This window comes from Pantoea allii (genome assembly GCF_002307475.1).
GTDB classification, from domain to species: domain Bacteria; phylum Pseudomonadota; class Gammaproteobacteria; order Enterobacterales; family Enterobacteriaceae; genus Pantoea; species Pantoea allii.
This window is the reverse complement of sequence record NZ_NTMH01000015.1, coordinates 15,001-40,552: the sequence shown is the minus strand read 5'-3', so window position 1 is coordinate 40,552 and position 25,552 is coordinate 15,001. Positions and strand designations below refer to the sequence as shown.

Here is a 25,552-nt window from a genome sequence, read left to right as displayed (position 1 = left end):
ATACGCGGATGCAGGGCAGGGCACTCAATGCTGAATAGAAAAACCAGTCAAAATCATTCCTCATCAATGCAGTCCGGTGGTCTGCGGCCCAACGAAAAACGACTCTACGTAGAGTCGTTTTATGGGGTTACTGTACAGCCACAGGGCTTGTGGACAGGCCGCTATTCCTTCTGCATCACCGCTGCACCAGAAGCCATTGAGCGATCTTTCTCAACGGTCTGCTTTTCGCGTGCCACCATCCAGTAGCCACCGGCAGCCAGCGCCACACCAATAAACCAGCTAAAGTTGGCCACCTGATGCAGGGCAGGGATAAAACTGATCACCAGGCAGATTGCGACCGCAGGCAATAATGCACCAATGGCTTTTGGATTAAATCCACCGCGATACCAGTAGCGTCCTTTTGGCGTGTCATCGAACAGGTCATCAACATAAACGCGGCCGCCTTTAATCAGATAAAAATCCGCTAATAAAATGCCAAACAGTGGGCCGATAAAAGAGCCCAATACATCCAGCGTGTAGTGAATCAGTTCCGGCGACTGGAAAAGATTCCAGGGCGTTAACAGCACCGAACCTACTGCCGCAATCATCCCACCTGTACGGAAGCTAATTTTCTGCGGTGAGCAGTTTGAAAAATCGAAAGCGGGTGACACAAAGTTCGCAACAATGTTGATACCAATCGTGGCGGTAATCATCGTCAACAGGCCAATTGCCACGGCTAAATCACTCCCCACCATGCTGACGGTTTCGATTGGATCGGTGATCATTTTACCAAACAGCGACTGTGTGCCGGAGACAATCACCACGGTAACGATGGAGAACAGCAGAAAGTTGAACGGCAGCCCCCAGCGATTACCCCGACGAATGTCGCCCATGCTTTTGCTGTAACGCGAGAAATCGCCAAAATTCAGCAGCGGACCTGAGAAGTAAGAGACAACCAGCGCCGTGGCGGTAATCATTTGCCAGGTCTGTTCACCTGCCGTCAGTTGTTTGCTGGCAAGCGTAAACGAAATACCGTCGAAACCTGTTTTGTATACAATCCAGCCGGCCAACGCCAGCATCACCACGTAAACTGCAGGACCGGCAACATCAATAAAGCGTTTGATCGCGCTCATGCCGTGCCAGAACACCATGGCCTGGAGAATCCACATCACCCCAAAGCAGCACCATCCTAACTGAGACAGGCCAAGCCAGTGGCTGTGTGTCAGACTTTCGAGCGCAGGATAAAACTTTAACAGCACCAGCATCAGCGCATTGGCCGCCAGCCAGGTCTGAATGCCGTACCAGGCGAAAGCAATCAATCCGCGAATCACCGCCGGAATATTGGCACCAAAGACACCAAATGCCTGACGGCAAATAACCGCATAAGGCACGCCCGCCATTTGACTCGGCTTAGCCACCAGGTTGGCGCAAAGCTGCACGATACAGATCCCTGCCAGCAGGCACAGCAGCACCTGCCAACTGGCCAGCCCGAGCGTAAAGAAGCTTGCCGCTACCACATATCCACCCATGCTGTGTACGTCCGACATCCAAAACGAAAAGATGTTGTACCACGACCAGTTTTGATTGCGGGTGGGCGCCAGGTCTGCATTACATAGCCTTGGACTGTACGCTGCTTCGGCTTCAGAGGCCGATGTGTTACCCACCGTTGAATGATTTGGCATGAAACCTGCTCCTCTCAAAGACATGAATAAATGACCCTATGTGTAAACGTTGCAGGATCCAGGCCAAATTTGATTTTTGTATACAATATTTATTTTTAACGTATACGATAAGTTACGCAAAGATGTTTACCGGAGCGGGTAATGAAGAGTGAAACAGGCCAGAGAACGGCGGCCGATCTGCATGATAAAGATGAGCCTATCTATCAGGCGTTGATGAACGCCATTGTCGAACATCAGTTGCCACCCGGAAGTAAATTACCGGAAGAGGCGCTTTCAGACGTATTCGGTGTCAGCCGCACAGGCATTCGGAAAGTGTTGCAGCGCCTTGCTGCGGTGCAAATGGTGACGCTTACGCCCAAACGTGGTGCACATGTCGCGACGCCCGGAGTGGAGGAAGCGCGTGACATTTTCCGAACCCGCAGTCTACTCGAATGCGCCAACCTTCCTGCCGTACTGGAACATATGCAGGCACCTCACCTTGCCGCGTTGGCTGCGCTGGTTGAGCAGGAAAAGGCGGCCATCGAACAGCATGATGGCCCTGCGGCAATTCGTCTGTCGGCGGCGTTTCATATCCAGCTGCAGGCTATTTCCGGCAATCAGGTGTTAACCGATCTCGTTACGCGACTGACCCAACGATCTTCCCTGGTCATTGCCGCCTGGGGCGCTCCCTGGCAGCGCGGTTGCCGCTGTGATGATCATGAGCAACTGTTAAAACGTTTACGAGATAAGGCGTTAGTGCCGCTAACCACCTCGATGCAGCACCACTTTGAACATATTGTTTCCAGCCTGCACTTTGAACGCGGAGGCGAAACGTTGCCGGATTTCACCCGGTTATTTTCGGGTCATAAAGGAGCTTTATCATGAGCCTGATTCAGGTAATTAATCCCAATACCAGCCAGGCGATGACGGAAACCATCGGTCAGGCGGCGCGCGCGGTGGCAGCGCCCGGCACGGAAATTCTGGCCGTCTGTCCTACACAGGGCGTGCCTTCCATTGAAGGGCATTTCGACGAAGCGATCGCGGCGATTGGCGTGCTGGAACAGATTAAGCTCGGCAAAGCGCAGGGCGTCAGTGGCCACGTCATTGCCTGCTTCGGCGATCCGGGGTTGCTTGCGGCACGCGAACTGGCCAGCGGGCCGGTGATTGGTATTGCGGAAGCGGCCATGCACACCGCAACCTTACTGGCGACGCGCTTCTCCATTGTCACCACTTTGCCCCGAACGTTGGTGATCGCCCGTCATTTGCTCCAGCAGTATGGCTTTACTCATCATTGTGCAGGCTTACATGCCATCGATTTGCCGGTGCTGGCATTAGAAGATGGAAGCGGGCTGGCACAGGAGAAAGTGCGTCAGCGTTGCCTCCAGGCGAAGCAGGAAGACGGCAGTGGTGCGATTGTTTTAGGCTGCGGCGGTATGGCAACGCTGGCGGCGTCGCTCACCCAGGAGTTGGGGATGCCGGTGATCGATGGCGTCAGTGCAGCAGTAAAAATGGTGGAATCGCTGGTGGCGCTAGGGTTTGGCACCAGCAAACAGGGCGATTTGGCTTATCCTTTACATAAACCACTCTCTGGTGCCTTTCAGCACCTAAACTAAGCAGATGTTCCCGTTCACCGACAGGATGCACGTTATGACTGAAAGCCAGGATAAGAAAACCTACAGCTTCAATAAAAATTACCCGCGCGATTTGATCGGTTATGGCGCTAATCCTCCTCATGCGGCCTGGCCGAAGAAGGCCCGTGTCGCGGTGCAGTTTGTACTTAACTACGAGGAAGGGGCCGAGAACAGCGTATTACATGGCGACACAGGTTCAGAGCAGTTCCTGTCTGACATTATCGGTGCCGCCAGCTATCCCGATCGGCATATGTCGATGGAATCGCTGTACGAGTACGGTTCCCGTGCCGGTTTTTGGCGCATTCATAACGAATTTCAGAAACGGGGTTTGCCCCTCACCGTTTTTGGTGTGGCGATGGCGCTGGCGCGTCATCCGGAAATCGTTGACGCGATAAAACAGGCCAATTACGACGTGGTCAGTCATGGCTGGCGCTGGATTCATTACCAGGGCATGGATGCCAAAACCGAACGCCAGCATATGCAGCAGGCGGTAGATGTCTTGTCCGATCTGTTTGGCAAAGCACCGACGGGCTGGTACACCGGCCGTGACAGCCCCAATACGCGCCGTTTAGTGGTTGAGCAGGGTGGATTTAGCTACGACAGTGACTACTACGGTGACGATCTGCCGTTCTGGACCCAGGTGACCTGCCAGGACGGCACGGTGAAACCGCATCTGATCATTCCTTACACTCTGGAATGCAACGATATGCGATTTGCCTCGCCACAGGGATTCAACACCGCGGAGCAGTTCTTTACCTATTTGCGTGACACGTTTGACGTGCTGTATGAAGAGGGCGAAACCTCACCCAAAATGATGTCGGTTGGGATGCACTGTCGCCTGTTGGGCCGTCCGGGCAAATTTCGCGCGTTGCAAAATTTTCTTGATCATATCCAACAGCATAAAGAGGTGTGGATCTGTACCCGGCAGCAGATTGCCGATCACTGGAAGAAAACGCACCCCGCGCCAGAGGCGTAACCTCCTCCGGGCGGTAAGCGCGTGACGGCAAAAGAGCGCCGGCACGCGCTGCCGCTGTTTCTGGCGTTGTTGCCCGCGAGACAACTGCGCACGCAACCACTCAGTCACACAGGGCGGGATCGGCCTCAATCATCAGTTGCTTCATCTCTTCGAAATGACGGAGAGAGAAGTCGGGAATGCTTTCCCAGTCGCGGGCGGTTTTTTCCGCGACTTCATCACTCAACACTTTTAAAGGTTGCCCGGTAGACCAGGCGGTGACCAAAATCTGGCAGGCGCGCTCCAGCGTCCAGATGTCATCAAAGGCCTCGCCAATCGTCTGGGCGGTCACCATGACACCGTGATTCCCCATTAACAGACGGCGTTTATCGGTCAACAGGCTGGCCAGTCGTGCGCCTTCCTCTTTGGTATCAGCCATGCCGCCGTATAACGTATCCACCGCGAGACGGTTAAAGTAGCGTGCACTGTTTTGATCAACCGGCGGAATGTGTGGCTGTGCCAGACAGGCGACGCTGGTGGTGTAAACCGGATGCAGATGCATCACGACGCGCGTTTCTGGCAGTCGCTGATGAATTTGCCCATGGATAGACCAGGCGGTGGCATCAACATCCTCCTGGTCTGCACAGGATGGGTCCTCTGCATTGAGCAGCAGCAGATCGCTGGCACGAAGGCGTGAAAAGTGTTTCCACTTTGGGTTCATCAGAAACTGCTTACCATCCGGCGAGACAGCGGCACTGAAATGATTCGCTACCGCCTCATGCATGCCGAGATGGGCAATAATGCGGAAGGCCGCAGCCAAATCGATACGCGTTTGTTCTTCGAAAGAAAGTGCCATATTACCTCCTGAAAATGAACGCGTGCCCGGCACGCGTTTGAGATTAAGGCTGTGGCATCAAGGTTTTGAGATCGTCTGCTGTCGGCGCTTCAAAATGGTATTTTTTCAGCAGCGCGGCATACTCTGGCGTTTTACGGTAGGTTTCCAGCGCGGCGACCAGGGCCTGTTTCACTTCTGTATTGTCCTTCTTCACGCCGAACCCGTTTAACACCGGGTAGATGAGCGTTGTGGAGGAAATCTGAATGCGGTTGCCCAGCTTTTGAACGACGCCACGCGCGACCGCGGCATCGGTGATCTGCGCTTCGACTGCATGGGAGAGCATCGCCTGCGTCGTCTGCGGATCGGTAGCATATTCGCTGATCGCGATAGGCGGCTTACCGTTTTTCACACAGTAATCGTCAGACAGTTTATGTAACTGCTGTAACCAGGAGGTGGCGCCCATCGAGCCAATTTTATGACCGCAGAATGCTTCGGGCGTTTTGGGCTGATAATCACTGCCCTTCAGCGACAGAATAGCTTCACCGCTCTTCAGATAGGGAATCATATCGATCACCTTCATGCGGTCGGCGGTGATATACATTGACGAGTTAGTGATATCGAACCGGTTACTCTGCAAGCCGGTAATCAGGTTAGGAAAGCGGGTATCAATATTCACGGCCTGACGGCCCATCACTTTTGCCAGGCCATCAAGAAACTCAATGTCGAAGCCGGCGGGCTTGTTATCCTTCATATATTCATATGGAAAGAAGGTCATATCCGATCCGGCGATGATTTTACCTGGTTGTAAAAAAGCTGAGGCGTTAAATGACGCCAGTACAGCGCCTGCAGCAAGCAGACTTAATACACATGTTTTCATCGTTATTATCTCTCTATGTTAGGCGCTATCAGACGTTGGCAAGATCTTGACCGGCCTGCTGAACAAAGAACGAGGCGCCACGCGGTTTCTGCGGCAGGCGAAGTTCATTTGCGGTGCTGCGGACCAGGCCGCTCTCGTGACCATAGACCAGCGTTCCGGCATCCGGACTGGGTAACGGGTTTTCACCGAATGGCAGCGCATCTTCCGCCGCGTACACGGCGATAAACAGTGTGCGCGGCCAGGCGGTTTCATTGGGGCTGGAGGCGTGCAGCAGCCGTGTATGCATAAAACACACGGAACCGGAAGGCCCAAAGCAGGCAGTAGGCTGCTGACATTCTTCTTTCACCACCGCAGAATCGACAGCACCGGTAAAGCGTCCGTCCTGCCAGTGTGAATAAAGTGGCCCCTGATGGCTGCCCGGCACCACGTTTAACGGGCCATTTTCCGGCGTGACCTCACTGACCATCAGCAGCGCGGTCACAATATCGTCGTTACTGTGCGGGGTGAACAGAAAATCCTGGTGCCACTCCACTTTGGTTGCGGTATGGGGCAGCTTCGAGTTGATCTTACTGTGATGATAGCGTGTGCCGCTGCCACCAATTAATTGCCCGGCAATATGCGCCATACGTGACTGCAGGGCCGCATGGCGGTAGGCGGCAGAGATGTCGTTCGGTGAGCTCACACGGCGTAATGAAGGGTGATCGGCACTGTGATCGCTCTCAATGTCGAAACGCGGACGGCCGTCCTGCGTATCGCCCCAGGGCGTACTCTGGCTGCGGCTTTCCTCAACCCACTGATCAAAATCGTGTTGCAGCGCTGCGATTTCATCGCTTGTCAGGACATGTTCAACTACCAGAAATCCTTGCTGGTGATACTGATCTATCTGCCATTGTTCAATCATGGTCGTGCCCTCGTGATTAATACATCGTTACGCCAGCGAGACATCCTTCAGAAAAGCTTCCACGCGCGGATGCTGGCCATCGCGTAGCGCTTGTGGCGCGTCGTCACACACGACGCGTCCTTTTTCCATAAAGACAATTCGATCAGAGACTTTGAAGGCGAAGTTCATCTCATGGGTCACGATCACCATGGTGATGCCTTCGCTTGCCAGGGCTTCAATGACCTGAAGCACTTCATTCACTTTTTCAGGGTCGAGCGCTGACGTCGGTTCGTCGAACAACATGATTTGGGGGCGCATCATCAAGGCGCGTGCAATAGCGACGCGTTGCTGCTGCCCCCCGGAGAGCTGATGAGGGTATTTCCACGCATGTTCCAGCATCCCGACCTTGAAAAGCAGTGCAGCCGCCTGCTGCTTTAAGGTCTGTGTGGGCGCAAGCTTGTGATAGCGTGGTGCCAGCAGCAGGTTATCCATGACGTTGAGGTGGCTGAACAAATTAAAGCTCTGAAAGACCATCCCAATATTGAGGCGGTGTTCCTTATGCTCAATGAAGCGTGGCTTTCGTTGTTCTCCTTGCTGACTGAGATGAATAAAGGGTTTTCCGTTAATACGGATTTCGCCGTTATCGATCTGCTCCAGACCATTAAGCAGGCGAATCAGCGTCGTTTTTCCTGAGCCTGAAGGCCCGATCACGGAAACCACCTCACCAGGATGAATCTGCAGGTTAACGGCACCCAGCACTTCAACATTGTTGTAAGCCTTATGAAGACGCATTGCCTGCAACGCTGGCCCGCCGGTGTGCAGCGCCTGGCGTACAGGATTCACCGCAGCGCATTGTGCAAGTTCAAACAGGTGCGCATCGGGTTTGCCGGACGGTTGACGCTGCGTCACGTCCAGATAGCGTTCCAGCTGTTTTAACAGGAAGTCAAAGACGGTCACGATCAGCACGTAATAGAAGGCCACGGCAGCCATGGTTTCCATGACCAGAAAGTTTTGCGAATAAAGCCGTTGGCCGACCATCAAAATTTCGGTGAGTGAGATAACAGAGACCAGCGACGTCAGCTTCACGATTGCGATGTATTCATTTGCCAGCGCCGGTAACGCCACACGCAAGGCCTGCGGGATAATAATGCGCCACTGAATACCGGCATAGCGCAATCCCAATGCCCGGGCGGCCTCGCTCTGGCCCTTAGGAATCGACAGCAGCCCACCACGGTGGATCTCCGCGATGTAGGCACTCTCACAAATGGTCAGCGCAATAAACCCGGCCCAGAAGGGATCGCTCAATACCGTCGACGTGGCGGGCAGTGCCTGAGGAAGGTTATAAACAAAGATCAGCAGCACCAGTAACGGCAGGCTGCGAAAGAGCCAGATATAAAAGCGGGCGGGTAGCGTCAATAAGGGATGACGCGACTGCTTGGCCAGCGCCAGGATAAATCCCGCGATAATGCTCATTCCCCAGGTCAGCAGGCTCAGTTTGATGACGGTCCATGTCGCCAGCCAGAAATTAGCGTCGCTAAACAGACTGAACATATAGTTCCAGTTAAATGTCATGGGCTTGCTCGCATTAAACAGAAAAGGGTTAATCATTTCATTCTGTAATTCACTATGGCGGCATGATGGGAACGATAGCAATTAGTAATTTCTTTGGTTCTGATTTTAAAAAAACTATCCAACTCTACTCTCACTTTTAAACGGCGTATTTTGAATGTCACAGAGTAATAATTAGCGTATTGCTTTCATTTTTGCGCTTATTTAGGGCAGCGCGCTGATCATTAGGACGCAACGTGAGAGTTATTGGTGCAATTTCTTTTTTTGACGTTCGCGATCTGTCGAAGATAAAAAAACAGGCTGTCGATATTTTTGAAAAAAAGGCGCTCAGGTCGACTGAGCATGTTGTGGCACAGCATTTGCACCAGTGCTTAGTCCAAAACGAAGCAGTGCTTCTCGCTGACCATAAAAAAAAGAGGTAACGCCATGAGTCGCTTTACACTTAAACAGCTCCGATATTTCGTCGCCGTGGTAGAGACGGAAAGCATTGCTGAAGCCTCGCGTCAGTTGCATATCGCCCAGCCCTCCATCTCTGTCTCGATTAAAAATCTGGAGGACGCCTTCGATCAGCAACTGTTGATTCGCCATCATGCCCAGGGGGTTTCCCTGACGCCCGGAGGCCGTCGTTTTTATGAAAAAGCCCAAGAACTGTTACGCCTGACTCACGAGTTTGAGCAAAATTCACGGGCAGATAACACACTGATTTCGGGAACGATTACGGTGGGTTGCTTTGAATCTGCCGCGCCTCTGTACATGCCAAAACTGATTGCCGGATTTAAAAAACAGTATCCGGATATCACCATTGAACTTTACGATGGCGAGCAGCATGAACTGATGCACGGACTCCATCGTGGACGTTTTGACCTGGCTTTCCTGTACGATCTTGAACTGGACAACACGATACAAAAAGCGGCGCTGAACGCCCCGCATAAACCCTATGCGCTCTTACCGGTAAACCATCCGCTGGCACAACGATCCCTCGTCACGTTGCGTGAGCTGAGTCAGGAACCGATGATTTTGCTGGATGCTGTCCCCAGCAGGAATTACTTCATCAATATTTTCAAAAGCAAAGGTTATCATCCGCAGGTTGCCTACAGTTCGCCCTCAATTGAAATGGTACGTTGCATGGTGGGGCAGGGGTTAGGCTTTTCAGTACTGGTCACCCGACCTTACACGGATATGACGTATGACGGTAAAAAACTTGCGCAGATTGATATTGAGGATGATATGGAAGCCTCTACGTTAATCATGGCCTGGTTAAGTCATAATGAACCCACGCGTCCGACAAAACTTTTTATGGACTATTGCCAGAATAGTGCCCTGGGACCAACGACCTGAAAAAGGCCGCGCATATCGCCTGCTATTCGGTAAGAAAATGAAATGTATTTATGGCGGAAGTCGTCGATAAATTTTACGGTTTATTCGTTGAGTGGCTTTAATAATCAGGTGTGCATCCTCTGCTTATTAATTTCTTATTCAGATATTAGCTTTATAATATTTTACCCATTCATCTGCCTCAAATAGTCTTGGCGCTAGCGCGTGTCAGGAACACGTCATTGAAACGGCGGGCTTGAGGATGATGGAATGACAATAACAGAGCAAGAAACAGACACCCTGGTGATTGGGGCAGGACAGGCTGGCATCGCCATGAGCGAGCATCTGGGGCGGCTCGGCATTCCGCATTGTGTCCTGGAAAAACATCGTATTGCTGAGGCGTGGCGGACGCGCCGCTGGGATTCTCTGGTCGCCAACGGTCCCGCCTGGCACGACCGGTTTCCCGGCATGACGTTTCCGGGCCAGAACCCGGACAGCTTTGTCTCTAAAGAACAGATTGCTGACTATTTTGACGCGTATGCACGGCACATTGACGCGCCTGTCAAAACGGGCGTCGAGGTCCTCAGCGTAGTGCCTCGTGTCGGGCGCAGCGGTTTCGACGTCTCTACCTCTGAAGGCCCGATTGTTGCACAGCGCGTGGTCGTTGCCACCGGTCCCTTCCAGAAGCCCATCATTCCCGCCATTGCGCCCACTGATGCGCGATTCACCCAGTTGCATTCAGCGGACTATCGTAATCCACAACAACTGCCTGAAGGCGGCGTGCTGGTTATCGGCGCGGGCTCATCAGGAGTGCAGATTGCCGATGAGCTTCAGCGTGCAGGAAAAGACGTCTGGCTCTCGGTTGGGCCGCACGATCGGCCACCTCGACGCTATCGCAACCGGGACTTTTGCTGGTGGTTAGGTGTGCTAGGTCTGTGGGATGCGGCAGCCGGTCAACCCGGTAAAGAACACGTCACCATTGCCGTCAGCGGCGCGCGCGGCGGTCATACAGTCGACTTTCGCAGGCTGGCGCAACAGGGCATCAACCTGGTCGGGTTGACGGAACGCTTTTCAGGCGATGAGGTGACTTTCAAGCCCGATCTGGCGCAAAACATTGCCTCAGGTGATGAAAACTATTTATCCCTGCTTGACGCGGCAGATGCCTGGGTTGAGCGCCATGGGCTGGATTTGCCCGAAGATCCTGGCGCGCGCGTGTTTCTGCCCGATCCGGAAAGTGTCTCGCACCCTGTGCAGTCACTCAATCTCGTCCGCGCAGGGATCACCACCCTCATCTGGGCGACGGGCTACGCCACCGACTACGCCTGGCTGAAGGTTAATGCCTTTGACGAGAAGAACAGACCGGTCCATCAACGCGGCGTCTCCACCGAGTCCGGGCTCTATTTTCTCGGGCTACCCTGGCAGTCACGTCGGGGCTCCTCGTTTATCTGGGGCGTGTGGCATGACGCAAAATATGTCGCCGACCACATCGCTATCCAACGTCAGTATCAGGATTACCGTGCCGCTTCAGAAAATTGAACCAGGAGATTGTCGTTATGCCGACTCATACTCGTATTCGGATGTTTAACACCAAAGAAACCTATCCCAATCAAACGCTGGACAACGATCTCTGCCAGGCCGTACGTGCAGGTAACACCGTGTATCTGCGCGGTCAGGTTGGCACCGACTTCGACGGTAATCTGGTGGGCCTGGGCGATCCGGCTGCCCAGGCGGCGCAGGCGATGAAAAATGTGCAGCAACTGCTGGAAGAGGCAGGAAGCGATCTGTCGCATATCGTCAAAACCACCACCTATATTACCGATCCGCGTTATCGCGAGCCGGTTTACCGGGAAGTGGGAAAGTGGCTTAAAGGCGTCTTCCCTGTCTCTACGGGCCTGGTGATTTCGGCGCTCGCACAGCCGCAGTGGCTGGTGGAAATTGATGTCATTGCGGTGATTCCGGATGACTGGAAACAGGGAGCGATGCAATGACCTTATCGGTAACGGCACGTTGTGAAGAAACCGGTCAACTCGGTATTGCCATCAGTTCATCCAGCATAGCCGTGGGGGCGCGCTGTCCCTGGCTGCAGGCGGGCGTGGGCGCGGTAGCGAGCCAGAACATTACGCTGCCTTCTCTGGGGCAGCAGATTCTGGTGCATCTGGATCAGGGCAGGGATCTGAACGTGGCGCTCAAGCTGGCGCTGGCTGACGACAGATTCAGTGATTACCGTCAGGTCGCCGCGATCGATATTCAGGGCAATACGGCGTTTTTCAGTGGCAGCAAGACGCTGGGCATCGGGAGCGTGACTGAAGGCAAAAACTGTATCGCCGCAGGCAATATGCTGGCGGATAAAGGCGTGACGGCTGCAATGTGTGCGGCTTATGACGCGGCCTCCGGTGAACTGGCCAGTCGGCTTCTTGCCGCCCTTCAGGCCGGCGTGGCGGCGGGCGGGGAGGCCGGGCCGTTACATTCTGCCGCGCTCAAACTGGTGGACGACTATACCTGGCCGCTGGTGGATCTGCGCATTGACTGGACTGAGCATGATCCTGTCGGGCAACTGACGCAACTGTGGCTTGCCTATGAACCGCAGATGGAAGCCTATGTCACGCGCGCACTGGACCCGCGTGAAGCGCCAGCCTATGGCGTTCCCGGCGATGAATGAGGGTTTACGTGTGCTTCTGGCCTCACTGCTGGCCTTTGACACAACCAGCCGGGCGTCAAACCTGGCACTGATTCAGTTTATTGACGACTACCTGACGGTCAGAGGCGTTAAGACGCAGTGGCTGCATGACGACAGCGGTAAAAAAGCCAATCATTTGACGACATTGGCGAGGCGACCCTGGTTTGTGGGCCGGGAAGCATGGATCAGGGACATAAAGCGGATGAGTTTGTCAGTATCGAACGGCTGGAACGTTGTATGACGATGTTGAACAACCTGCGTCAGTGGATGGCGTTAACGCCCACGAACTCAACCGGGTAAGCCATGCGGGGCGGATCGCACCGCATAGCCAGATTATCGGCTCAACCCGTTTTTACAGCCGGCCATAAAAAGTCATGCGCGCGGTCTCTGATAACGCAATGCCGGGCGCGGTGTTATAGGCCAGCACCGCCAGCATACGTGTCACGTCGCCTTCGGTGGGCGTGACGCGATGCAGGGAATTACGCCCGCGAAACAGCACTAAATCCCCGGCTTCAATCGCCAGCTCATCGACCGGCTGCTGTTCATCCAGCACCGCGGCTACGCCCGCATAATTCATCTCGCCCGCATCGGCATTCCGCAGGTCTTTCACATACTGAAACCGTCCACCACCCACAGGTTTCTGCACCAGCAACGTGATGGCAAACGAAGAGTTATCAAAATGCCAACCCAGTTCTTTGCCGTGCGGCGCGTAGTGAAGGTTAATGGAAGACAAGGGATCGGCGTACGGATACAACGCTTCTTCTTCAAGCACTTCACACAAAAAAGACTGAAAAAGTGCATCGTCGTAAAGCTGACGCAAAGGAGAATCCGGCGCGATCACATCGTCAGTGATGCACCCTTTGGTGCTACTGACTTCGCGGTTGCGAGGATGCATATCGCTGAAGTCTGGGTCCGCTTTCATCAGATAGACGTTATGCTTACTTTGGGTATGGTAAGCACGATGGCGTTGCGCATCACCTTCTGCGACGATGGCTTGTAGGGCGGCGGGCTGCAAAAAATCAGGCAGCACCAGTGCACCTTGCTGGTTAAGTTGCGTCCGACAGTGTTGACGCCAGTCATGACTGGACAGAGGATGTAAGTCAGTACGTACCAGAGCTTCAGGCATCGTTTGCTTCCCGCGTTTCAAGAGTGAGATATCACTTTAACGGGGTCCGATCATACTGAATACCAATAAATATTTAAGACCCTGATAAGGAAGCCTTAATGCCCACGCCGTCGTCGCGCCTGCCTAAAATCAACGTTATTCAGTCATTTAAGGTGGCTGCGGAAACCGGCAGCCTGACGAAGGCGGCAGCGCAGTTGGCGTTAACGCCAGCCGCAGTCAGTCAGCAAATTCGTCAGCTTGAAGAGCATCTTGGATGTGCGCTGTTTTTACGCACCCAGCACGGCGTGATGCTGACGGATATCGGCAAGCAATATCTTCGCTATGTGTCAGAGGCTTTCGATATTCTGCAACTGGGGCAACGAAACATCGGGCGCAAGGACACCGCCGCTCAGCTTACGCTGTATGCGCTTCCCGCGCTGGCGTCAAAATGGTTATTACCGCATCTTCACCACTGGCGCGAGCGCTGCCCACATGTCGGTCTCTCTCTACATGGCACGCACGCCGAAGTGGACTTCAGTAAAACCCCGGCGGATTTTGTCATCTGTTTTGGTGAAGACGCCTGTCCCAAACTGAACAAACAGTATCTGTTTCACGATGAGGTATTCCCGGTCGCCAGCCCCGCGCTGGTCAACACGTTTTCTGCAGCACATATCCTCAACGAAGCGCCACTGATTCATCTCGACTGGGGAAAAGAAGGGCGTTTTTTGCCTGACTGGCCAGCCTGGTTTGAGGCAAAAGGCATGGCCGAACCCAGGGCTCAGCCGGGTTTGACGTTTAACCTGACCTCACTGGCGATTGATGCGGCGGTCGCCGGAGCGGGACTGCTGTTGGGACAACGCCAGATGATTGCCCAGGAACTGGCGCGGGGCGCGCTGGTGGTCATTGATGAGTTATGTTTACCGCTCAGTAAGCCCTATTACCTTGCCTGGCCTAATCGCACTGGCAACCAGGAAGGAAGCGAGGAGATGATCGCCTGGTTGCGCGAACGCGCTGCAGGGGAATAAAGCGCATTCGGCTGGCGGTGAGCAGAGGTTGCAGCGCTGTGCGCGGGCAGTCACAGCCTGGGCGATCTTAGATAAAGTGAGGCATCCTTGCCTCTGGCGCTACGGGGAGTTTAACGCGACTTGGTTAACTCATCAGGCTGACCTGGGCCGCGACGATGCGCCAGCCTGCGGGGAATTTCACCCAGGTTTGTTGCTGACGACCAATTTTTTCAGTGCCTGCGCGGGTGAATTCGGTACTGCATACCGCAAAAGCATCGCCAAAGGTCGTGATCACGGTATTCTGCAATGTGCGATCCAGTCCCGTCGAAGGCCTGGCGGCGCGGAAAGCGCGAATCTCATCAATGCCGTATAAATTCTCTCCGGCACCCAGACGCACCGTCCGTGCATCGTGCCAGAACAGCTCATCCAGAACGGCAATATCGTTGCCCGTTAGCGCCTGTTCATAGCGGTAGAATGCGGCGGTTACGGCGTCCAGCACGTCAGTGCGATTAATCTCTTCGGTGTTCATGAGGCTCCAGCCACGTTGGTGGGAGAAAATGTCAGACCTTGCTGTTCAAGGGCAAAAGCCGCCCGCAAGACCGCCTGTTCGTTAAACGGCGCGCCGATTAACTGTATGCCAATCGGCAAGCCGCTTGCCGTTGCCAGCGGAACAGTACAGACGGGCAGGCCGAGAAAAGAGATCGGCTGGGTTAACATGCCCATGCTGGCCTTGGTCGGCAAGTTTTGTCCGTTAATGGCAATCGTCTCCTGACCAATCAGCGGGGCACTGCAGGGTGTGGCAGGGGCAATCAGCACATCAAACCGATCAAACAACGGCAGTATTTGCTGTTGGACATGACGGCGGAAGCGTTGTGCCTGCACATACCAGGCACCGGGCAACATCGCGCCCGCCAGCAGGCGTTCACGGGAATGCGGTTCAAACTGTTCGGGGTGCTGACGTAGCGCGGGCAGATAGTGGTTGCCGCCTTCCGAAGCGGTCATGATAAAGGCGGCTGAGCGAGCCAGTTCCGCTTCCGCCATGATCACCTCTTCGTCAGCCTGTAACGCTTTGGCGGTCTGCATCTGGGCGGTGCGCGCATCATCATTACACCACGTTGAAAAGAAACCACCCAGCACGGCACAGCGTAAATCCTGCGCCCCCTGTTTCAGCAAAGGCAAGGATGCAGCCTGCGGCTGATCTGCCTGGAAGGCATCCGCACTGTCCTTACCCTGCAACAGATCGTAGATCAGCGCCAGATCGTCCACCCGACGCGCAAAGGGGCCGATATGATCCAGACTGGCGACAAACGGATGGCTGCCGCTGCGGGACAGACGACCAAAGGTCGGCTTCAGCCCAACGATCCCGCACAGCGAAGCCGGCACGCGGATCGAGCCATTGGTATCCGTGCCCAGCGAAAAATGCACCAGCCCGGCCGCCACGGCTGCCGCCGAACCGCCGGATGAGCCACCGGCGATGCGCGCCAGATCGTGCGGATTGCGCGTCGCGCCATAGTGGCTGTTTTCTGTCGTAAAGCCGTAAGCATAGGCATCCATATTGACCATGCCGGAAAGCAGTGCGCCCGCCTGCTGAAGTCGCGTCACGGCAAAGGCATCCTGCTGCGCGGCGGGGCGCTGGCTGAATAATGCGGCCCCTGCCAGCGTCGAATAGCCCTGCACATCAAACAGGTTTTTTACCGCATAGGGAATGCCCGCCAGCGGCGGTAATTTCTCACCGCGCAGTCGCTGTTGGTCGACCGCGTCCGCTTCCTGCCTCATCCGCGTTGCAGTGATATCCGTCCAGGCATTAAGCTGCGGATTCTGTTTCTCTATTGCTGTCAGCGTCTGCTCTGCCACTTCACGGGCGCTGATATCCCCGCGCTGAATCGCCTGTTGAAGTGCCTGAATGGAAACCTCGTCCAGTTTCATGCGTGGTACACTCCCGCCACTTCCAGCCGATCGTCCAGCGGATAAGCCATTAGCGGTGCCGCCATAGCGGCAATACGCGTCATCTGGATCAGCAGTGCTGCACGGCGTGCCTCATCCAGCTCCAGATTCAGGATCTGCTCCATCTGGGCGATATAAGCCGCCCACTCCATATCATTCATCATTTACTCCTGTCAGAAACCGGCGGCGCTGCCGTTGCTGCGTGGATCGCTTGCGCCTTCGAACATACCGTTGTTGTGACGAACAATGGCCCCCGCATGGCCGACGGCCTCACTGAATGCCGGAAGCGACTCCACCTCATGGCCTAGCTGGCGTAACTGCTCCAGCGTCTCAGGCGCAAAACGGCTCTCCAGCTTCAGGGAGTCAGAGGTCTGTCCCCACGTACGGCCCAGCAGCCAACGGGGTGCACTCACTGCCTGCTGAAGCGGCATTCCCTGTATCACATGCCGGGTAAAAATCGCTGCCTGGGTTTGAGGCTGTCCGTCGCCGCCCATCGAGCCATAGACCATTGTGCGACCGTCTTTCAGGCGCGCAGCGGCAGGATTGAGCGTGTGGAAAGGTTGTTTGCCGGGTGCCAGCGCCAGCAGATGATCGGGATCGAGACTGAAAGCCGCCCCACGGTTTTGCCAGACGATCCCGGTGCCGGGCAGAACCACGCCACTGCCAAATTCATGATAAATACTTTGGATAAAGGAGACAGAAAGCCCGCTACTGTCCATCACGCCCATCCAGACGGTATCACCAGGCCCACGACCGGTTCCCCACGGCGCAGCGCGGTGATCGTCAATCTGGCTGGCAATCGTGGCGAGCTGATCGCTGTCGAGCAGGGCCTGCAGATCTTCAACCACATGACGGGGATCGGTGATGTGCCGATCGCGCAGAGCAAAGGCTTTTTTTGTAGCTTCAACGATGCGATGAATGGTTTGCGCTTCATCGGCATTGGCCATATCCAGATGATCGGTAATGCCCAGGATCGCCAGAGAAACCAGCCCCTGTGTCGGCGGCGTGATATTCCAGATATCCCCTTCGCTATGGCTGACATGCAGCGGCGTGACCCGGCGGGCACGTTGCTCCTGTAAATCGGCCAGGGTGACAGGAATGCCCAGGTTAACCATTTCGCCTGCCAGATGATGCGCCAGCGTGCCGCGATAAAAGCTTTCCAGCCCTTCTTCACTCAGCAGACTCAGCGTGCGGGCCAGATCGGGTTGGGTAAAACGACTGCCTTCCGCCGGGACATTGCCATCGGGCAAAAACAGGGCGGAAAAGCCGGGTTGATGCTGTAACTCTTCACGCTTGCTGCGAGTCGCCGCCGCCTGTGAGGCCGTAACCGGAATGCCATCTGCCGCATAACGCACGGCGTCACGCAGTAATCGTGGCAGAGACAGGGATGTGCCGCCGAGCTCGGCTGACAGCGTTAACGCCTCGTGCCAGCCGCTCACCGTGCCTGCCACGGTCAATGCCGCTTTGGGCCCGCGGTGTGGAATCTGTGTTTCACCCTGATAGAAGTCGATGGTTGCGAGAGAACCGGCTCTGCCGCTGGCGTCGATAGCGATCGGGTCGCCTTTGCCCGGCATAATAAGCCAGAAGCCATCGCCACCCAAGCCGTTCATGTGCGGATACACGACAGCGATCGTGGCGGCGGCGGCAACCATTGCCTCAATCGCATTGCCGCCGTCGCGTAGCACTGCCAGCGCAGTTTCACTGGCCAGATGATGAGGCGTTACCGCCATGCCCAGCGGGGCCATATTGCTCTGAATCATGCTCTTCTCATTGTGTTATTCAGGGTACAGAGCAAATAACTAAGCAAGAGCCGTTCCAGTTTTTATCACCGCAACGTCTCTGGACAGGTTTACCTGGCCCAAATTATGCTAGCTTCTGTCAAACCCCGCGGTTGAAACAAAAGTTACAGGACCTGAATGAAACAGCTTGATGAAAGGCTCAAAACGCATTATCCCCAGCTTTCGCCGCAAGAGCAGCGCATTGCCGATTTTATCTTTGACCATTTCGACGATCTGATTAGCTATAACAGTGCCGAGCTGGCGCGCCTGAGCGGCGTGTCAAAAGCCACGGTCAGTCGGCTGTTCAGGCGGCTCGGTTATGACAAATACAAAGATATGCGTGATGAGTTGCGCACCCTGCGCCAGAGCGGTATGCCGCTGACGGATAACCGGGATGCGGTGCAGGGCAATACCTTACTGTCGCGCCATTACAAGCAAGAGATGGCCAATCTTACACAGTGGGTGAACAGCATCGATGCCCAGCAGTTTACTGAAGTCATTGCCCAGCTGGCACAGGCTAAACGTATCTATATCGTTGGTATGCGTAACGCCTATCCGGTGGCGTTGCACCTGCGCCAGCAGCTGATACAGACGCGTTCGCAGGTGCATATTCTGCCCCAGCCGGGACAGACGCTGGCCGAAGATCTGGTGGATATTACGCCCGAGGATATGGTGGTGGTCATCGCTTTTCGACGGCGCACCCGCATTATCCAACCGCTGATGCAGCAGCTGCAAAGCGCGGGAATCCCTGTGCTGGCGCTGTGTGAGCCCCAGGCGCAGAGCGTGATTTCCCTGGCGCGCTGGCAGTTTTGCGCCCCGCTGGACAGCGTTTCAGCCTTTGACAGCTACGCATCGGCCATGAGCCTGGTGAACCTGCTTGCCAATGCCTTGCTGCATGAATTGCTGTCAGACGGACGCCAGCGCATCCATCATATCGCCGATCTTTATCACCAGCTTGACGAGCTGGAGCACCGTTAACAGGCACCATTTTGGTGCTTTGCCCCTTTTTGGACCGTCTCCCGAGGCCGCTCGGGATCTGCCCCATCACCACTAATGCCTTCTCTTCGCCCTTCATCCGCTTTTTTAATCGTGCAACCGCGTTGGCACATTAGTTGCAGAATGCCAGCTATAAGAATCTTTTGTTTCACATAATCTCACCGGGGTGCATAATGAAAAAAGTTTTGATGGCGGTCGCAGCAGCGGCAGTACTGATGGTGCAGGCGGGCAACGTGCTGGCCGATCAACTGCAGGATATCCAGAAACGCGGCGTACTGCGGGTGGCGATTCCCCAGGATTTCCCACCGTTTGGCTCAGTAGGGACCGATCTGCAACCTCAGGGCTATGACATCGACATGGCAAAGTATCTGGCCAAACAGATGAAACTTAAGTTGCAGCTGGTGCCGGTCAGCAGCGCGAACCGCGTGCCTTACCTGCAAACAGATAAAGTCGATTTAGTCATCTCCAGCATGGGGAAAAATCCCGAACGCGAAAAAGTGATTGATTTTAGCCGGGCTTATGCGCCGTTCTTCCTGGGCGTTTTTGGTCCCAAAGGCGAACATCTGAAAGATGCGGCGGCGCTGAGCGGTAAATCTGTCGGCGTCACCCGTGGCGCAGTAGAAGATATGGTACTGAGCGAGGTGGCCCCTAAGGATGCGCAGGTGAAGCGTTACGAAGATAACAACACCACCTTATCTGCCTATCTCTCTGGTCAGGTGCAGTATGTGGCAACGGGTAACCTGGTGGTCGCCGCCATTACGCGTCAGAACCCGGCTAAAGCCCCTGTTGCGCAGTTCATGCTGAAAGACTCACCGTGCTATATCGGGCTGAAGAAAGACGAACCCGCGCTGAAAGACAAAGTGAATACGCTGATTGACCAGGCGATCAAAGACGGCACGCTGAATAAATTATCCCAAGAGTGGCTGAAAGCGCCGCTGCCAGCCAACCTGGGCGCATAAGGACGGAGCAATGACCGGGCAACTTAATTTCCCTGCATTGTGGCCGTACTGGCCGGAGTTGCTCTCCGGCCTGTGGGTGACGATCCAGTTAACCGTGCTGGCCACGGTCGGCGGCGTCAGCATCGGTATCATCGGCGCGGCGCTTCGCAGTGGTAAACCCAGTTGGCCAAGTCGCCTGTGGGGCCTTTATGTTGAACTGATACGCAACACGCCGTTTGTGGTGCAGCTGTTTTTTATTGTGTTCGGCTTGCCCAATCTGGGGCTGAAGCTGACAGCCGGTGAAGCGGCCTTGCTGGCCATGTTGGTCAACCTTGGTGCCTACAGTACAGAAATCATCCGTGCCGGTATTCAGGTCACGCCAAAAGGGCAGTGGGAAGCCGGACGGGTGCTGGGCCTGACGCGCAGCCAGACGTTTCTGCGCGTGGTGTTGCCACCGTCGCTGCAGCGAATTTATCCGGCGCTGGTGAGCCAGTGCATCATTGTGATGCTGGGATCGTCGGTCGTCTCGCAGGTCTCTTACGAGGAGCTGACGTTCGCCGCCAACCTGATTCAGTCGCGCACCTTTTTGAGTTTTGAAGTCTATTCGGTGACTACGTTGATCTACCTGGCGTTGTCGATTGTGATGCGTCAGCTGTTGCTGGCGATTGGCCGCAAATGGCTGGGAGTGCAGGCATGATGACAACCTTTACTGACTGGGACATCCTGCGCAATCTGCTGCTGGCCGCACGCTGGACGATCGCCCTGTCGCTGGTGGCCTTTTTAGGCGGCACGCTCGTCACGTTACCTCTGCTGTTTTTACGCCTGTTAAAGCGTAAATGGCTGACGCGGGTGATTCGTGCCTATACCGAACTGTTTCAGGGCACGCCGCTGCTGATGCAGCTGTTTTTGGCTTTTTTTGGCGTGGGGCTGTTCGGCATTGACGTGGCACCCTGGACCGCCGCATCACTGGCGCTGACCTTCTATACCAGCGCATTTCTGCTGGATATCTGGCACGGCAGTATTCAGGCCCTGCCCAAAGGACAGTGGGAAGCATCACGCTGCCTCGGGCTTGGTTTTGGCCAGACGCTGACGCGGGTGATCGCGCCGCAGGCGATTCGCATTGCTATCGCCCCGACGGTGGGATTTGCGGTGCAGGTGATTAAAGGCACGGCCCTGGCGTCGATCATCGGGTTTGTCGAACTGACCAAGGCCGGCACCATTCTGAATAACGTGACCTATCAGCCTTTTAAAGTCTTTGGGCTGGTCGCACTGGGCTACTTCCTGCTGTGTTATCCGCTGTCGCGTTACAGCCAGTATCTGGAGAAAAAATTTAATGCCGCTCATCACCATTAATCAGGTCCAGAAGTATTACGGCACCAACCATGTTCTTAAAGGCGTGGATCTGGATATCGATATGGGAGAAGTGATCTCCATTATCGGCCGCAGCGGTTCAGGTAAAAGTACGTTGTTGCGCTGCATGAACGGGCTGGAAGGCTATCAGGATGGCAGCATTAAACTGGGCGGCATGACGATTACCGACCGTGATTCTCAGGCGCGGGAAATCAGCCGTTCAGTGGGCATGGTGTTTCAGAACTTCAACCTGTTCCCGCATATGACGGCGCTGGAAAACGTCATGCTGGCACCGCGTCGGGTACTGAAAAAAAGCCAGGCGGAGTGCCGGGAACTGGCGGCCCGTATGCTGGAAAAAGTGGGGCTGGGCGAGCGACTGGATTATTACCCTTCCAGTTTGTCTGGCGGTCAGCAGCAGCGCGTTGCCATTGCCCGCGCGCTGGCCATGGAACCCCGCGTATTACTGTGTGATGAGATTACTTCTGCGCTGGACCCTGAACTGGTCGGCGAAGTGCTGAAAGTGCTGGAGCAGCTTGCCGCAGAAGGCATGACCTTGATTCTCGTCACCCATGAAATGAACTTCGCCCGCGACGTGGGCGATCGTGTGGTCTTTATGCATCAGGGGCGCGTCTGGGAGCAGGGCGACAGTAAAACGTTGTTCGCCTCTCCGCAGACGGCGGAGCTAAAGCAGTTTATTTCCTCTGTGCGTCTTTGAGTGCTTAACAAGGAATTCACTATGGATATCTCTCAATTTCCACAAATTAATCCCCCTCAGCGTCTGTTAATGGGGCCTGGCCCCATCAATGCCGATCCGCGCGTGCTGCGTGCGATGTCGAGCCAACTGCTCGGACAATACGATCCGGCGATGACGCACTATATGAATGAAGTGATGGCGCTGTATCGCGGCGTGTTTCGCACGGAAAACCGCTGGACGCTGCTGATCGACGGCACTTCCCGCGCCGGTATTGAGGCGATTCTGCTGTCGACAATTCGCCCCGGCGATAAAGTGCTGGTGCCGGTGTTTGGGCGTTTCGGCCATCTGCTGTGCGAAATTGCCCGCCGCTGCCGTGCCGAGGTGCACACGATTGACGTTCCATGGGGCGAGGTCTTCACGCCAGATCAGGTCGAAGACGCCATCAAAAAAGTCAAACCGCGCCTGTTGCTGACCGTGCAGGGCGACACCTCCACCACCATGCTGCAGCCGCTGGCTGAGCTGGGCGCAATCTGCAAAAAATATGGCGTGCTGTTTTACACCGATGCCACCGCGTCGCTGGCGGGAAATGCGCTGGAAACCGATGCATGGGGACTGGATGCCGTGTCCGCAGGTATGCAGAAGTGCCTGGGCGGTCCGTCGGGTACCTCGCCCGTCACCCTGAGCGATGAAATGGCGGCGGTGATCCGCAAGCGTAAATGCGTGGAGCAGGGGATTCGCACCGACGCGCATCAGGATGGCGACGACGAGATGATCTACTCCAACTATTTCGATCTCGGCATGATCATGGATTACTGGGGCCCGGAACGACTCAATCACCATACTGAAGCCACCAGCGCGCTGTTTGGCGCGCGCGAATGTGCGCGTCTGATCCTGCAGGAAGGCCTGGATAACGGTATTGCGCGCCACAAACTGCACGGCGACGCCATGCTGAAAGGCATTCAGGGAATGGGGCTGGAAACCTTTGGCGATCTCAGTAACAAGATGAGTAACGTTTTAGGCGTGGTGATTCCACAGGGCGTCAATGGCGATCAGGTCCGTAAACTGATGCTGGAAGATTTCGGCATTGAAATCGGTACCTCTTTTGGCCCACTGCACGGCAAAGTCTGGCGCATTGGCACCATGGGTTACAACGCCCGTAAAGACTGCGTAATGCAAACCCTGGCGGCGCTGGAAATGGTGCTGGCGCACGTGGGCTACCGTGCGCCACAGGGTGCCGGTTCGCAGGCCGCCTGGGATCACTACGGGAGCCATGCATGATGATGAATGCCAGCGAGGCTCAGATTGCCGCCCGGCGTATCATGGCGCGCTGTGACGCGCTGGCTGAGATCAGCGAAAGCGATCAGGGGCTGACACGGGTTTACCTGTCACCAGAGCACCTGCGAGCCAATGCGCGCGTCGGCGAATGGATGCAGGCCGCCGGCATGGCGGTCTGGCAGGATGCCGTCGGCAATATTTGCGGTCGTTATGAGGCCGCCCAGCCCGGTGCCCCGGCGCTGTTATTGGGTTCGCACCTGGACACGGTCCGCAATGCGGGCCGCTACGACGGGATGCTGGGCGTACTGAGCGCCATCGAAACCGTGCAGTGGCTGAGCGACCATCAGCGTCGCCTGCCGCTGGCGATTGAAGTCATCGGCTTTGGTGATGAAGAGGGCACGCGTTTTGGCATTACCTTACTCGGCAGTCGTGGTATCACCGGCACCTGGCCCGACAGCTGGCCAACGCATCCGGATGGCAACGGCATTACCGTTTCTCAGGCGATGCGCGATGTGGGGCTGGATGCTACCCAGATCCCGCGTGCTGCGCGTGCCGTCAGCGATATCGTGGCCTATCTGGAGTTACACATCGAGCAGGGACCTTGCCTGGAGCAGGACGATCTCGCGCTGGGCGTTGTCACGGCGATCAACGGTGCCCGCCGCCTGAACTGCAGCTTTACGGGCGAAGCCGGACATGCCGGTACGGTGCCGATGAACCACCGTAAAGATGCCCTGGCGGCGGCGGCAGAATGGATGGTATTTATTGAACACACGACGCGCGAACAACCGGGGCAGTTAGTGGCAACGGTAGGCACGCTTAGCTGTGCACCGGGCGCGGTCAACGTTATTCCGGGCGAGGTGAACCTGTCGCTCGATGTGCGTGGGCCGGAGGACGCGCCGCTTGAGTCGCTGCTGTCCACGTTACTGACCCAGGCGGAAGCCATTGCGCTGCGTCGGGGTTTGACCTTTACGTCTCATGAATATTACCGCATTGCGGCGACGGCCTGCGATGCGAGGTTACAGCAGGCGCTGAGCCACGCGATTGAAACCGTACAGGGGCGCAGTCTGGCACTGCCCAGCGGCGCAGGCCATGATGCTATCGCGATTGCGGAACGCTGGCCGGTAGGGATGCTGTTTGTGCGCAACCATCGCGGCATTAGCCATCATCCGGCGGAATCGGTTAAGGAAGCAGATGTCGGCCCAGCCGTTCAGGCTTATTTGCAGGCCGTTTGCCACCTTGCGGAGCAGCACTAAATGGATCTCGTCACCTTTAATCAGTTACCCGACGCCGCCGCTCAGCTTGCGCTGTCGCACTGCGTCGCGATCCCACGCTGGCAGCAGGCGATGGTGGCGGCTCGCCCCTTTCACAGCCTTGAGGCATTGATTGCCGAAGCACAACGGCTGACAGCTGACTGGCAGACAGAAGACCTCAATTTTGCCCTGTCGGCGCATCCGCGAATCGGTGACAAGGTGCAGGGCAACGGTATAGAGAAATGTTTATCGCGCAGTGAACAAGCCGCCATGCACCAGGCGGACGACGGGCTGCAGCAGGCAATGCTGCGGGGAAATCAGGCTTATGAGGCGCGTTTTAATCGGGTATTTCTGATCCGGGCAAAAGGGCGCAGCGCGCAAAACCTGCTGGACGAACTCACACGACGGCTGGACAACGACCACGAAACCGAGCAGCAAGAAGCGCTGGAACAGCTGCGTGAGATCACCCTGCTACGGCTTAAGGAGAGTTTTTCATGAGCACAATCAGCACCCATATTCTGGATACCGCGTTGGGGAAACCCGCGGCTGACGTGGCAATCTTGCTGGAACAGAGCACGGCACAAGGCTGGTCAACTTATGCCAGCGGCGTCACCGACGGCGATGGTCGCCTCAAGGATTTGACGCCAGAGCCGATCGCACCAGGCCATTACCGCCTGACGGCGGCGATTGGCGACTACTTTCGCGTGACCGGACGGGATGCGCTGTACGTCAGTGCGCAAATCGATTTCGTGATTGCTGCAAGCGGCAGCCATTACCATCTGCCATTTTTAATCTCGCCGTGGAGCTGGTCTACCTATCGCGGCAGCTGACGGGGTTATCAGG

At 55.7% G+C, this 25,552-nt stretch carries 27 protein-coding genes and 2 pseudogenes; 19 read left to right on the top strand and 10 right to left on the bottom strand.

What is annotated here, in order from left to right:
- Positions 1–161: 161 nt before the first annotated feature.
- Complete coding sequence (locus tag CMR03_RS05645; protein ID WP_063878512.1) at positions 162–1,661, bottom strand: NCS1 family nucleobase:cation symporter-1; 1,500 nt, start codon at positions 1,659–1,661, stop codon at positions 162–164.
- Positions 1,662–1,802: 141 nt separating this feature from the next.
- Between CMR03_RS05645 and CMR03_RS05640 the strand changes: the two genes are divergently transcribed.
- Genes CMR03_RS05640 through puuE form a run of 3 tightly spaced genes read left to right on the top strand, consistent with a single transcriptional unit; the run spans position 1,803 to position 4,247 of the window.
- Positions 1,803–2,525 (top strand): GntR family transcriptional regulator, encoded by a 723-nt coding sequence (locus tag CMR03_RS05640; protein ID WP_096011041.1) that lies wholly within the window; start codon positions 1,803–1,805, stop codon positions 2,523–2,525.
- On the top strand, positions 2,522–3,253 hold the full coding sequence (gene hpxA / locus CMR03_RS05635) for an allantoin racemase (protein WP_096011040.1): 732 nt from the start codon (positions 2,522–2,524) through the stop codon (positions 3,251–3,253). The genes CMR03_RS05640 and hpxA overlap by 4 nt, the downstream gene beginning before the upstream one ends.
- Positions 3,254–3,287: 34 nt before the next feature.
- On the top strand, positions 3,288–4,247 hold the full coding sequence (gene puuE / locus CMR03_RS05630; protein WP_063878515.1) for an allantoinase PuuE: 960 nt from the start codon (positions 3,288–3,290) through the stop codon (positions 4,245–4,247).
- Between the two features lie 100 nt (positions 4,248–4,347).
- Here puuE and CMR03_RS05625 read toward each other — a convergent pair whose 3' ends face one another.
- Genes CMR03_RS05625 through CMR03_RS05610 form a run of 4 tightly spaced genes read right to left on the bottom strand, consistent with a single transcriptional unit; the run spans position 4,348 to position 8,387 of the window.
- Positions 4,348–5,079 (bottom strand): class II aldolase and adducin N-terminal domain-containing protein, encoded by a 732-nt coding sequence (locus tag CMR03_RS05625; protein ID WP_096011039.1) that lies wholly within the window; start codon positions 5,077–5,079, stop codon positions 4,348–4,350.
- A gap of 43 nt (positions 5,080–5,122) precedes the next feature.
- Entirely contained in the window at positions 5,123–5,935 is an 813-nt protein-coding gene (locus tag CMR03_RS05620; RefSeq protein WP_063878517.1) for an ABC transporter substrate-binding protein, read from the bottom strand.
- A gap of 28 nt (positions 5,936–5,963) precedes the next feature.
- A complete protein-coding gene (locus CMR03_RS05615) occupies positions 5,964–6,836 on the bottom strand; it encodes a phytanoyl-CoA dioxygenase family protein (RefSeq protein ID WP_096011038.1) in 873 nt (290 codons plus the stop codon).
- A 27-nt stretch (positions 6,837–6,863) separates the two neighbouring features.
- Positions 6,864–8,387, bottom strand: coding sequence for an amino acid ABC transporter permease/ATP-binding protein (locus CMR03_RS05610; protein ID WP_096011049.1), 1,524 nt, complete (start codon positions 8,385–8,387; stop codon positions 6,864–6,866).
- Between the two features lie 423 nt (positions 8,388–8,810).
- On the opposite strand from CMR03_RS05610, the gene CMR03_RS05600 reads away from it, so the two are divergent.
- From CMR03_RS05600 to CMR03_RS25845, 6 genes and pseudogenes are all read left to right on the top strand, one after another.
- Positions 8,811–9,722, top strand: a complete 912-nt coding sequence (locus tag CMR03_RS05600) for a LysR substrate-binding domain-containing protein (RefSeq protein WP_096011036.1) — start codon at positions 8,811–8,813, stop codon at positions 9,720–9,722.
- Between the two features lie 246 nt (positions 9,723–9,968).
- Positions 9,969–11,234, top strand: coding sequence for a flavin-containing monooxygenase (locus CMR03_RS05595; protein WP_096011035.1), 1,266 nt, complete (start codon positions 9,969–9,971; stop codon positions 11,232–11,234).
- A gap of 17 nt (positions 11,235–11,251) precedes the next feature.
- Complete coding sequence (locus tag CMR03_RS05590; RefSeq protein WP_096011034.1) at positions 11,252–11,686, top strand: RidA family protein; 435 nt, start codon at positions 11,252–11,254, stop codon at positions 11,684–11,686.
- On the top strand, positions 11,683–12,357 hold the full coding sequence (locus CMR03_RS05585) for a DUF1028 domain-containing protein (RefSeq protein WP_063878522.1): 675 nt from the start codon (positions 11,683–11,685) through the stop codon (positions 12,355–12,357). Before CMR03_RS05590 ends, CMR03_RS05585 begins: the two co-directional genes overlap by 4 nt.
- Positions 12,335–12,508: pseudogene (locus tag CMR03_RS25850) on the top strand (acetylornithine deacetylase); the annotation flags it as partial. The gene CMR03_RS05585 and the pseudogene CMR03_RS25850, both read left to right, overlap by 23 nt.
- A gap of 2 nt (positions 12,509–12,510) precedes the next feature.
- Positions 12,511–12,675, top strand: a pseudogene (locus tag CMR03_RS25845) (acetylornithine deacetylase); the annotation flags it as partial.
- Between the two features lie 52 nt (positions 12,676–12,727).
- On the opposite strand, the gene CMR03_RS05570 reads toward CMR03_RS25845, so the two are convergent.
- Positions 12,728–13,501: a 2OG-Fe(II) oxygenase family protein gene (locus tag CMR03_RS05570; protein ID WP_096011033.1), complete on the bottom strand. Its 774-nt coding sequence runs from the start codon at positions 13,499–13,501 to the stop codon at positions 12,728–12,730.
- Between the two features lie 98 nt (positions 13,502–13,599).
- Here CMR03_RS05570 and CMR03_RS05565 point away from each other — a divergent pair, with 98 nt between their 5' ends.
- Positions 13,600–14,505, top strand: coding sequence for a LysR substrate-binding domain-containing protein (locus tag CMR03_RS05565; RefSeq protein WP_096011032.1), 906 nt, complete (start codon positions 13,600–13,602; stop codon positions 14,503–14,505).
- A 124-nt stretch (positions 14,506–14,629) separates the two neighbouring features.
- Here the strand turns inward: CMR03_RS05565 and hpxZ are convergent, their stop codons facing one another.
- From hpxZ to CMR03_RS05545, 4 genes are read right to left on the bottom strand one after another with little or no spacing between them, the layout of a single operon-like run.
- Positions 14,630–15,013 (bottom strand): oxalurate catabolism protein HpxZ, encoded by a 384-nt coding sequence (gene hpxZ, locus CMR03_RS05560; RefSeq protein ID WP_096011031.1) that lies wholly within the window; start codon positions 15,011–15,013, stop codon positions 14,630–14,632.
- Positions 15,010–16,410, bottom strand: coding sequence for an AtzE family amidohydrolase (locus CMR03_RS05555; protein WP_096011030.1), 1,401 nt, complete (start codon positions 16,408–16,410; stop codon positions 15,010–15,012). The genes hpxZ and CMR03_RS05555 overlap by 4 nt, the downstream gene beginning before the upstream one ends.
- Entirely contained in the window at positions 16,407–16,589 is a 183-nt protein-coding gene (hpxX, locus tag CMR03_RS05550) for an oxalurate catabolism protein HpxX (protein ID WP_096011029.1), read from the bottom strand. The genes CMR03_RS05555 and hpxX overlap by 4 nt, the downstream gene beginning before the upstream one ends.
- Positions 16,590–16,601: 12 nt before the next feature.
- On the bottom strand, positions 16,602–18,188 hold the full coding sequence (locus tag CMR03_RS05545) for a gamma-glutamyltransferase family protein (RefSeq protein ID WP_096011028.1): 1,587 nt from the start codon (positions 18,186–18,188) through the stop codon (positions 16,602–16,604).
- A 156-nt stretch (positions 18,189–18,344) separates the two neighbouring features.
- Here CMR03_RS05545 and hpxU point away from each other — a divergent pair, with 156 nt between their 5' ends.
- The 9 genes from hpxU (at position 18,345) to uraH (ending at position 25,539) form a co-directional block, all read left to right on the top strand.
- The gene (gene hpxU / locus CMR03_RS05540) at positions 18,345–19,184 is read left to right on the top strand and encodes a MurR/RpiR family transcriptional regulator HpxU (RefSeq protein ID WP_096011027.1); all 840 of its coding nucleotides are present in this window, start codon (positions 18,345–18,347) and stop codon (positions 19,182–19,184) included.
- 191 nt (positions 19,185–19,375) lie between these two features.
- A complete protein-coding gene (locus tag CMR03_RS05535; protein ID WP_063878531.1) occupies positions 19,376–20,161 on the top strand; it encodes a transporter substrate-binding domain-containing protein in 786 nt (261 codons plus the stop codon).
- Between the two features lie 10 nt (positions 20,162–20,171).
- Entirely contained in the window at positions 20,172–20,837 is a 666-nt protein-coding gene (locus CMR03_RS05530) for an amino acid ABC transporter permease (RefSeq protein WP_063878532.1), read from the top strand.
- The gene (locus tag CMR03_RS05525; RefSeq protein WP_063881111.1) at positions 20,837–21,493 is read left to right on the top strand and encodes an amino acid ABC transporter permease; all 657 of its coding nucleotides are present in this window, start codon (positions 20,837–20,839) and stop codon (positions 21,491–21,493) included. Before CMR03_RS05530 ends, CMR03_RS05525 begins: the two co-directional genes overlap by 1 nt.
- Positions 21,474–22,205 carry an amino acid ABC transporter ATP-binding protein gene (locus CMR03_RS05520; protein ID WP_014592994.1) on the top strand — a complete coding sequence of 244 codons (732 nt, stop codon included), beginning with the start codon at positions 21,474–21,476 and terminating at the stop codon, positions 22,203–22,205. Before CMR03_RS05525 ends, CMR03_RS05520 begins: the two co-directional genes overlap by 20 nt.
- A gap of 21 nt (positions 22,206–22,226) precedes the next feature.
- Positions 22,227–23,462 carry a pyridoxal-phosphate-dependent aminotransferase family protein gene (locus CMR03_RS05515; RefSeq protein WP_063878533.1) on the top strand — a complete coding sequence of 412 codons (1,236 nt, stop codon included), beginning with the start codon at positions 22,227–22,229 and terminating at the stop codon, positions 23,460–23,462.
- Positions 23,459–24,712: an allantoate amidohydrolase gene (gene hpxK, locus CMR03_RS05510; RefSeq protein ID WP_096011025.1), complete on the top strand. Its 1,254-nt coding sequence runs from the start codon at positions 23,459–23,461 to the stop codon at positions 24,710–24,712. Before CMR03_RS05515 ends, hpxK begins: the two co-directional genes overlap by 4 nt.
- Positions 24,713–25,207, top strand: coding sequence for a 2-oxo-4-hydroxy-4-carboxy-5-ureidoimidazoline decarboxylase (uraD, locus tag CMR03_RS05505; protein WP_063878535.1), 495 nt, complete (start codon positions 24,713–24,715; stop codon positions 25,205–25,207).
- A complete protein-coding gene (gene uraH / locus CMR03_RS05500) occupies positions 25,204–25,539 on the top strand; it encodes a hydroxyisourate hydrolase (RefSeq protein ID WP_063878536.1) in 336 nt (111 codons plus the stop codon). The genes uraD and uraH overlap by 4 nt, the downstream gene beginning before the upstream one ends.
- The last annotated feature ends 13 nt before the right edge of the window (positions 25,540–25,552 follow it).

Excerpts from the sequence above, each read along its gene's own strand:
- CMR03_RS05545 (WP_096011028.1), bottom strand. The coding sequence starts at position 18,188 with ATGATTCAGAGCAATATGGCCCCGCTGGGCATGGCGGTAACGCCTCAT.
- CMR03_RS05535 (WP_063878531.1), top strand. The coding sequence starts at position 19,376 with ATGAAAAAAGTTTTGATGGCGGTCGCAGCAGCGGCAGTACTGATGGTG.
- CMR03_RS05600 (WP_096011036.1), top strand. The coding sequence starts at position 8,811 with ATGAGTCGCTTTACACTTAAACAGCTCCGATATTTCGTCGCCGTGGTA.
- hpxA (WP_096011040.1), top strand. The coding sequence starts at position 2,522 with ATGAGCCTGATTCAGGTAATTAATCCCAATACCAGCCAGGCGATGACG.
- CMR03_RS05640 (WP_096011041.1), top strand. The coding sequence starts at position 1,803 with ATGAAGAGTGAAACAGGCCAGAGAACGGCGGCCGATCTGCATGATAAA.
- CMR03_RS05515 (WP_063878533.1), top strand. The coding sequence starts at position 22,227 with ATGGATATCTCTCAATTTCCACAAATTAATCCCCCTCAGCGTCTGTTA.
- CMR03_RS05520 (WP_014592994.1), top strand. The coding sequence starts at position 21,474 with ATGCCGCTCATCACCATTAATCAGGTCCAGAAGTATTACGGCACCAAC.
- hpxX (WP_096011029.1), bottom strand. The coding sequence starts at position 16,589 with ATGAATGATATGGAGTGGGCGGCTTATATCGCCCAGATGGAGCAGATC.
- CMR03_RS05620 (WP_063878517.1), bottom strand. The coding sequence starts at position 5,935 with ATGAAAACATGTGTATTAAGTCTGCTTGCTGCAGGCGCTGTACTGGCG.
- CMR03_RS05530 (WP_063878532.1), top strand. The coding sequence starts at position 20,172 with ATGACCGGGCAACTTAATTTCCCTGCATTGTGGCCGTACTGGCCGGAG.
- hpxZ (WP_096011031.1), bottom strand. The coding sequence starts at position 15,013 with ATGAACACCGAAGAGATTAATCGCACTGACGTGCTGGACGCCGTAACC.
- CMR03_RS05645 (WP_063878512.1), bottom strand. The coding sequence starts at position 1,661 with ATGCCAAATCATTCAACGGTGGGTAACACATCGGCCTCTGAAGCCGAA.
- CMR03_RS05570 (WP_096011033.1), bottom strand. The coding sequence starts at position 13,501 with ATGCCTGAAGCTCTGGTACGTACTGACTTACATCCTCTGTCCAGTCAT.
- hpxK (WP_096011025.1), top strand. The coding sequence starts at position 23,459 with ATGATGATGAATGCCAGCGAGGCTCAGATTGCCGCCCGGCGTATCATG.
- CMR03_RS05610 (WP_096011049.1), bottom strand. The coding sequence starts at position 8,387 with ATGACATTTAACTGGAACTATATGTTCAGTCTGTTTAGCGACGCTAAT.
- CMR03_RS05555 (WP_096011030.1), bottom strand. The coding sequence starts at position 16,410 with ATGAAACTGGACGAGGTTTCCATTCAGGCACTTCAACAGGCGATTCAG.
- CMR03_RS05615 (WP_096011038.1), bottom strand. The coding sequence starts at position 6,836 with ATGATTGAACAATGGCAGATAGATCAGTATCACCAGCAAGGATTTCTG.
- CMR03_RS05590 (WP_096011034.1), top strand. The coding sequence starts at position 11,252 with ATGCCGACTCATACTCGTATTCGGATGTTTAACACCAAAGAAACCTAT.
- uraH (WP_063878536.1), top strand. The coding sequence starts at position 25,204 with ATGAGCACAATCAGCACCCATATTCTGGATACCGCGTTGGGGAAACCC.
- hpxU (WP_096011027.1), top strand. The coding sequence starts at position 18,345 with ATGAAACAGCTTGATGAAAGGCTCAAAACGCATTATCCCCAGCTTTCG.
- CMR03_RS05585 (WP_063878522.1), top strand. The coding sequence starts at position 11,683 with ATGACCTTATCGGTAACGGCACGTTGTGAAGAAACCGGTCAACTCGGT.
- CMR03_RS05595 (WP_096011035.1), top strand. The coding sequence starts at position 9,969 with ATGACAATAACAGAGCAAGAAACAGACACCCTGGTGATTGGGGCAGGA.
- CMR03_RS05625 (WP_096011039.1), bottom strand. The coding sequence starts at position 5,079 with ATGGCACTTTCTTTCGAAGAACAAACGCGTATCGATTTGGCTGCGGCC.
- puuE (WP_063878515.1), top strand. The coding sequence starts at position 3,288 with ATGACTGAAAGCCAGGATAAGAAAACCTACAGCTTCAATAAAAATTAC.
- CMR03_RS05525 (WP_063881111.1), top strand. The coding sequence starts at position 20,837 with ATGACAACCTTTACTGACTGGGACATCCTGCGCAATCTGCTGCTGGCC.
- CMR03_RS05565 (WP_096011032.1), top strand. The coding sequence starts at position 13,600 with ATGCCCACGCCGTCGTCGCGCCTGCCTAAAATCAACGTTATTCAGTCA.
- uraD (WP_063878535.1), top strand. The coding sequence starts at position 24,713 with ATGGATCTCGTCACCTTTAATCAGTTACCCGACGCCGCCGCTCAGCTT.